The sequence below is a fragment of the Selenomonadales bacterium genome, from assembly GCA_018335585.1.
Taxonomy (GTDB): domain Bacteria; phylum Bacillota; class UBA994; order UBA994; family UBA994; genus UBA994.
In genome coordinates, this window is sequence record JAGXRZ010000054.1 from 46,034 (window position 1) to 52,637 (window position 6,604).

The 6,604-nt window shown below is 56.2% G+C and carries 8 protein-coding genes; 7 read left to right on the forward strand and 1 reads right to left on the reverse strand.

The window, feature by feature from the left end; all coding sequences use genetic code 11:
- Nucleotides 1–6: 6 nt before the first annotated feature.
- The gene (locus tag KGZ66_10950) at nucleotides 7–819 is read right to left on the reverse strand and encodes a M55 family metallopeptidase (protein MBS3986103.1); all 813 of its coding nucleotides are present in this window, start codon (nucleotides 817–819) and stop codon (nucleotides 7–9) included.
- 135 nt (nucleotides 820–954) lie between these two features.
- On the opposite strand from KGZ66_10950, the gene KGZ66_10955 reads away from it, so the two are divergent.
- The 7 genes from KGZ66_10955 (at nucleotide 955) to KGZ66_10985 (ending at nucleotide 6,377) form a co-directional block, all read left to right on the forward strand.
- Nucleotides 955–1,926, forward strand: a complete 972-nt coding sequence (locus KGZ66_10955; protein MBS3986104.1) for a GerMN domain-containing protein — start codon at nucleotides 955–957, stop codon at nucleotides 1,924–1,926.
- A gap of 84 nt (nucleotides 1,927–2,010) precedes the next feature.
- Nucleotides 2,011–2,463: a MarR family transcriptional regulator gene (locus KGZ66_10960; GenBank protein ID MBS3986105.1), complete on the forward strand. Its 453-nt coding sequence runs from the start codon at nucleotides 2,011–2,013 to the stop codon at nucleotides 2,461–2,463.
- A gap of 112 nt (nucleotides 2,464–2,575) precedes the next feature.
- Nucleotides 2,576–3,385, forward strand: a complete 810-nt coding sequence (locus KGZ66_10965; protein MBS3986106.1) for a glutamate racemase — start codon at nucleotides 2,576–2,578, stop codon at nucleotides 3,383–3,385.
- 68 nt (nucleotides 3,386–3,453) lie between these two features.
- A complete protein-coding gene (locus KGZ66_10970) occupies nucleotides 3,454–4,503 on the forward strand; it encodes a GerMN domain-containing protein (protein ID MBS3986107.1) in 1,050 nt (349 codons plus the stop codon).
- Nucleotides 4,504–4,560: 57 nt separating this feature from the next.
- Nucleotides 4,561–5,325 carry a ribonuclease PH gene (rph, locus tag KGZ66_10975; GenBank protein ID MBS3986108.1) on the forward strand — a complete coding sequence of 255 codons (765 nt, stop codon included), beginning with the start codon at nucleotides 4,561–4,563 and terminating at the stop codon, nucleotides 5,323–5,325.
- Nucleotides 5,303–5,902: an RdgB/HAM1 family non-canonical purine NTP pyrophosphatase gene (gene rdgB / locus KGZ66_10980; GenBank protein ID MBS3986109.1), complete on the forward strand. Its 600-nt coding sequence runs from the start codon at nucleotides 5,303–5,305 to the stop codon at nucleotides 5,900–5,902. The genes rph and rdgB overlap by 23 nt, the downstream gene beginning before the upstream one ends.
- A complete protein-coding gene (locus KGZ66_10985) occupies nucleotides 5,892–6,377 on the forward strand; it encodes a metallophosphoesterase (GenBank protein MBS3986110.1) in 486 nt (161 codons plus the stop codon). The genes rdgB and KGZ66_10985 overlap by 11 nt, the downstream gene beginning before the upstream one ends.
- Nucleotides 6,378–6,604 lie beyond the last annotated feature (227 nt).

The following is a 6,604-nucleotide window of genomic DNA, read 5'->3' on the forward strand; positions in this document are numbered from 1 at the left end:
ACGTCCCTACTTGCTCGCTAACGTGATCATGGCGCGGAGCCCTTGGAAAGCCGTAATATAGTCGTCGGCAGTATACTCTACGATGCTGCCTTCTACGCGCAGCGAACCCGGCAGAAAAGCTGCCGCATCTGCCATGCCAGCATTTAAGAACTCTATGCGCATGGTAACCGGGGGACGAAAGACAAGCGGCTGCCACGCGGGTCGCTTACTCATGGCGTGTTCAGCCCGTGTGCGAATCAAGTCTGCGGCCGCTCTTGGGTGTAGGTTCTTGGCGCTGTAGCGGGTAATGGCCTCTTTTACGGCAGCCACTTCGACGCTTGGGAGCAGTGCTAACGCTTCCTCGGTCGCATCTTTATCACCGGTCGTCAAAACCACGGGAACACCGAAGTGACCTGCTAAGCCGGCATTGATACCGATTTCGCCGCACAATACCCCATTGACCCACACGTTACTCACCACGCCACCGCTGATAGTGTGCGAGAGAATCCCACGCGCGTGCATGCGCGAGTGATAGCCGACGAACATGCAGGCGTCGCACTCAGCGTCGACCCCCTGCATCATCATCAGCGGCTTAGGCGTGCCAAGAATTACCTCGGCTAAGGGGTGAAGCTGTTTGGGGAGAAGGTTGTTCATTCCGCCGTGGCTGTCGTTTACTACAATCTTTGTGGCACCGCCAGCTATGGCGCCCTCTACGGCGGCATTGACTTCCTCGGTCATCTGCAGACGCGCCTCATCGTAAGTCTTCCCACCGGGGCCGGTGCTGTCGCTGTTTACTACGCCGCATACGCCCTCAATGTCCACACTGATAAATACCTTCACTCTTGCACGCTCCTTTACACTCGCTATCACAGATATATTCAATGCTCTGCCCTCTGCTCCTGCCGTGACTTGTAACCAGTCTGTAACTTAGTTTAGAGCGCGTCATGCCTTATAATTAACTTGGAGGTGGCGAAAGTGCGTATGCGGAAGTGGTTGCTTGTCTTAGTGCTAGTCGCTCTCTCCTTGGCTGTCAGTTGTACAAATGAACCGAGCCGGGCCCCGCTTGTGCCCCTTGTGGCCCATAACGCACACAGCCAGCGGGCCCATTACACAGCTTCCGGTGAGTCACCGTTTGTCGTAGTATATGTTTTGGAGAGGGCAACCGGCTGGATTGTTCCGCTTAGCGTGGCGCGCGAGCCGGGACAAACGCCCCTAGAGCAAGCGGTCCGTCTCTTAAACGACGGCGCTTGGCCGGAGGATTTTAGGACCTTAGGCGCAGGTCAGTCTCGCATTCAAGGAACGACCCTTAGGGATACGGTGTTGACGGTAGATATGCCGCCTGCCTTTCAGGCATGGGTCACTCGCAATCTAGCCGAGGAGCGCTCCTTTGTTAAGGCAACGGTGCTTACGCTTACGAGTTTTCGGGACATTACGGCAGTGAGATTCACGATTAACGGACTCCCCATGCACGGTGCGGTCGGTCCTTTTCAGCTCGCCGAACCCATAGGACGACCCACAGCCGTTAACTCGCTGCTAGCGACCGGCAATTCAGTGGTGCTTTACCTTAGGCTACGAGACGCAGATTTGCTGGTGCCTTGGGCGGTGCCTGCCGCGCGCCGGGACCCTGCAGTCGCCTTGCAGGAGTTAATTAGATTTCGCGGACATGAGAAGCTTGTCTCCCCCGTCCCCAACAATCTCTCGGTTCAGTCTGTGCGGGTAGGAGAGGGACTGGCCATAGTCAATCTCGATAAGGCCTCCGTTTCCCTGTTTTTGCAGGGAGCTGTTAACCAGCAACTCGTTCTCGATGCCCTCGTCTATACTCTCTTAGAGTTTCCCGACATAAAGGAAGTCCAATTCCTAGTTGACGGGCGCGTGCTTGCTCCGCTAGGGTCGAACCTAGACCTCAGCAGACCGATTGGGCGGACGGAGATTAACCGAGTGCGATAGCGCTCATCGTCGCACTATTGACCCGTCTACTGCTACTCTGGTAGACTTTACTTGGGTTAGCGGATACGCGAGGGGGAAGATGGAATGAGCGATGCCGACTTTCTGAAGACTGTCGACGACGTCGAAAGGCTTTTGCGCACCGTCAGTGTTATTATCAAGAAGCGAGGCAGGGAGATTCTCGCTGACTTTGGGATTACCCCTCCGCAGTTTAGCGCACTCCTCACCTTGATTCAAAACGGCGACATGACCATTGGCGAGTTAGGCGAGAAGTTGTACCTAGCCTGTAGCACCGCTACCGACCTAGTGGATCGCATGGAACGAAACGGCCTTGTAGCACGTGAGCGCGACACTAATGACCGACGTGTGATTCGGTTGCGAGTGCTTGAGCGCGGGCATCAAATGCTAGAGGAAGTAATGCAGGCGCGGCGGAGGTATTTGTCCGGTGTGCTTGAGCGCGTCTCGCGAGAGGAGACAGCCAACATGGTTGTGGCCCTTGACCATCTCGCCGCACTTATGACGCAGGAGGAAGTTACTTAAACGTCAAGACCTGCCGCGGGCGGGTCTTTTGTCTGGTTAGCAGCGCGCGCTAGTTACCGCCGTCAGAAGTAGCGCATACTATGAAGCATCACAGAAAGAGGCGGTGGTGGATTTGGGCCCAATCGGCCTGTTTGACTCCGGTGTCGGCGGCCTTTCGGTGTTGCGGCAGCTGCAGAAGGTAATGCCGCAAGAGGATTATGTGTACTTTGCCGACACCTTGCATATGCCCTACGGGTTGCGTAGCCAGGCAGAGCTTGAACAAATTGTTTTTGGCATCTGCGACTTCTTACTGCGTGAGCGCTGCCGCGCGATTGTAATGGCCTGCAACACCTCGTCCGCCTTAGTATTACCGCTAGCCAGACAACGCTACCGAGTGCCGCTATTTGGTATGCTGTTGCCGGGAGCGCGTGCCGCCGCTCAAGTTACTCTAGAGGGCCGGGTCGGCGTGCTTGCTACCGAGGCCACGATTAGGTCGCAGGCCTACACGAAAGCTCTAAAGGCCATCTCGCCCTGCACAGAGGTTTTCGGGCAAGCGTGCACGGCTCTCGCCCCGTTAGTAGAGAACGGTGAACTCGCGGGCGCACAGGTGAGTGATGCGGTACATGACTGCGTGGCACCGGTGCTTCTGCAGCACGTTGACACTTTAGTTCTTGGCTGTACGCACTATCCGTTCTTGCTGCCTGTGTTTAATCAAGTGGTTCCCCCTAACGTGAAACTAGTCGACCCAGCGGAAGAAGCAGCGCGGGATGTGCAGGCACATCTGTCACCGGCACTTTCCGGCGGCGGCAATACCACCTTCTACGTTTCAGGCGGCGTCCGGCAGTTTGGGCAAGTGGCAGGGAGCTTGCTTGGTGTCGCCATAGAACCTCGGCAGGTAAAGTTTGGGGCAGGAACAAACGGTTTGAGCGTGGAAGTTGTTTGACCGGGGAAACTGAATAAGCAGTGCGCGCCTCGCATATCGTGTAGGGAGATAGCTTAAAGGAGGCGCACATGAGCATTCACCGCTGCACCCGCTGGGTACTCGTTTTGGTGCTGTTGTTATCTGTCGGTGTGCTGCTAGGCTGCATTCCGGCTTGGCTGCGGCCTACCGCCGCGCCGCCTAGGAATGATGAGCCTAAGCGGCAGGGGGTGTTTGTGCCACGCGCACTGCCGGTGCTGCAGCAAAGGGAAGTGCGGCAACGCGTGCTGTGGGTACTTGACCATACGGGCAAATATGTTGTTCCCTTCGTGGTGATGGTGCCCAGAGTTGAAGGCATGGCTAGGGACGCAGTGGGCAGGCTCATTGACAATCCTACTAACGTAGAACATATGGGAGAGAGCGGCTTAAAACTTCCGCTGCCCGCAGGCACGGCCGTGCGCGGGCTGACTATCCGTGACGGTCAGGCTACGCTTGACCTTAACGAGGCCTTCCTGCAATATAATGTTGGAAGCGAACGACTGATAGTAGATGCCTTGGTGCTGACGCTGACGGAGTTTGACAACGTAGAACGCGTGCAACTGCAGGTTGGCGGCAAGAGATTGGCCCGCTTGCCGGGTGGCACTGCCGTTTGGCAGCCGCTCATGCGCAAGGACCGGCTCGTAAACGAAGAGAACGCCACAGCGCGCACAGCCGCAACCGTGCCGTTGACGCTGTACTTCAGCAGTGCCAGCCAGGAGGAGTATGTCTATTTTGTGCCGGTGACACGCCACGTGCCACAGACGGAGGACCTACTGCTGGCGACGGTTAATGAGCTTATCCGGGGTCCGCTGGCAGGCACTTCTCTCTTGCGGGACGTCCCTGCGGCCACTAAGGTGCGCTCTCTGCGCGTAAACGCCATGGGAGTGGCCGAAGTCGATTTCTCGCGCGAAATATACGACCATGTGCGAGGCGAGACGGCCGAAGTGGCATTGATGGGGTCTCTAGTGCTAAGCCTGACAGAGCATGAGGGAGTTAAGGGCGTGAGGGTTACCGTCGAAGGGCGGGCTCCGCGGTTTAATGCCGGGACTGATATTACCAGGCCCATACTGCGTCCGGTATTTGTTAACCCGTTTATTCTCTAGTGTTGTGGGAACCGCTGACGTGGTTCCTGCGCCTGGGACAAGCTAAGGAGGGTTTTTATGCGCATCGACGGCCGAAAAGAGACCCAGTTGCGTCCGGTGAAGTTTCACCGCAACTACATAAGTCATGCAGAGGGCTCGGTTCTCGTGGAGATGGGGAAAACCCGCGTTATCTGCACTGTGACGCTAGAGGATAAGGTGCCGCCCTTCCTCAGGCACACCGGCAGAGGTTGGATTACCGCCGAGTATGCGATGCTACCGCGCGCGACCATCGAACGCAGTCAACGTGAAAGCACGCGAGGCTCGATCGGCGGCAGAACACACGAGATTCAGCGACTCATTGGCAGGTCGCTGCGTGCCGTGGTTGACTTAGCTGCCTTAGGTGAGCGTACCGCGTGGGTGGATTGCGATGTCATAGAAGCTGACGGCGGCACGCGCACGGCTTCTATTACCGGCGCGTTTGTGGCGTTATGTGATGCCTTACACCACTTGTACCGCAAGAAGAACATGTCGGTGTTCCCTGTAACCGATTACCTTGCCGCCGTCAGCGTTGGGCTAGTGCAGGGCATGCCGCTCCTAGACCTGGCCTATACCGAGGATGTTGCGGCAGAGGTAGACATGAATGTCGTGATGACAGGGAGCAAACGACTAGTAGAAATCCAGGGCACGGGCGAGGAGGCCACATTTTCTCATACGGAGCTTTTGGACATGCTGGCGTTAGCGGAATCAGGCATTGTGACTTTAATCGGTCTGCAGCAGCAGAGTCTAGGCGACGTGGCGCGGTTGATTGGGGGCAGCCCGCATGGAACCAATCGTCCTAGCTAGCGGCAACAAGGGCAAGCTAGCGGAGTTTGCTGCCATGTTCGCGGCGTTTGGCGTGCAGACTATCCCTATCCAAGCGCTGCTGCCGGCGTGGCAGGTTGAGGAAACCGGCAGCACGCTGTACGAAAATGCCCTGATCAAAGCTCGCGCAGCTGTGCAGGCTACAGGTAAGGCGGCGCTAGCGGATGATTCCGGTCTCTTTGTTTACTATTTAGGCGGAGAGCCTGGGGTTTTCTCGCAGCGTTACGCCGGCTTAGAGGCCACCGACGCGGAGAACAATGCCCTGCTGCTGCAGAAGTTGTCGCGTGCAGGAAAAAGGCGGCAAGCGCACTTCGCTGCGGTGTTGACGTTACTCTGCCCTGACGGAAAGTGCGTAACCGCTACCGGACGCTTGTTTGGCCGCATCACTGACGCCCCGCGCGGGAGCTTGGGCTTTGGCTATGACCCCATTTTTGCGGTGCGAGGGAGTGACCTTACGCTAGCTGAAATGCCTCTACACGAAAAAAACAAAATCAGTCATCGGGCTATGGCTTTGCTTGCGCTACGCGATAGCTTAGGCTTAGCTTCCCATGTCCGCTGAAAGCTATCGCTGCGGCATACTGGGCGATACGCACGGGGACCAAGCGTCTATAGAAGCTGCGCTGCAAAAATTTGGGTGCGTCGAGGCAATAATTCACGTAGGCGACCATTACCGCGATGGGGAAGCATTAGCTCACAGGCTCGGCATACCTGTGATCGCCGTAGTGGGGAACTGCGACGCTCGACGTCAGCCTGAGCGAGAGATAATAGAGCTTGGCGGCAAGCGTTTTTTCGTGACACACGGACACTTACAGGGCGTCAAACTAGGTGTGGGGAACCTTGTGCGCGAAGCCAAACTGTACCGAGCTGATATCGCTGTGTTTGGTCATACGCATGTCCCGACAGTTTTTAGTCAGCAGGGGATTCTCTTTGTTAATCCTGGGTCAACCCATGCCGGCAGAAAAGTAACGGCGCGCTCCTGTGCTTTGCTCGTCATTGCCGGAGGAGAAGTACATGTTTCACATTTTTCACTCTGAGACCTAATTGCGATGTCCAGAAAGGACGGTAGATAGGGCGTTTTGAGGCTGTGGTAGATTTATTTTACCCCAGCACAACCTAGCGTTAGCGAGGGTTTTTGGGGCAAGGACGTTTAGCTACAGTAAAATTGACCCCAAGGCAAAAATCAGAAGAAAAGGGAAATAATATTCGAAATATGAAGGGAAACCCCCTACCTCTGGCGAATACTTTCTTGTCAAACAAAAAG

Excerpts from the sequence above, each read along its gene's own strand:
- KGZ66_10960 (MBS3986105.1), top strand. The coding sequence starts at position 2,011 with ATGAGCGATGCCGACTTTCTGAAGACTGTCGACGACGTCGAAAGGCTT.
- KGZ66_10970 (MBS3986107.1), top strand. The coding sequence starts at position 3,454 with ATGAGCATTCACCGCTGCACCCGCTGGGTACTCGTTTTGGTGCTGTTG.
- rph (MBS3986108.1), top strand. The coding sequence starts at position 4,561 with ATGCGCATCGACGGCCGAAAAGAGACCCAGTTGCGTCCGGTGAAGTTT.
- KGZ66_10985 (MBS3986110.1), top strand. The coding sequence starts at position 5,892 with ATGTCCGCTGAAAGCTATCGCTGCGGCATACTGGGCGATACGCACGGG.
- rdgB (MBS3986109.1), top strand. The coding sequence starts at position 5,303 with ATGGAACCAATCGTCCTAGCTAGCGGCAACAAGGGCAAGCTAGCGGAG.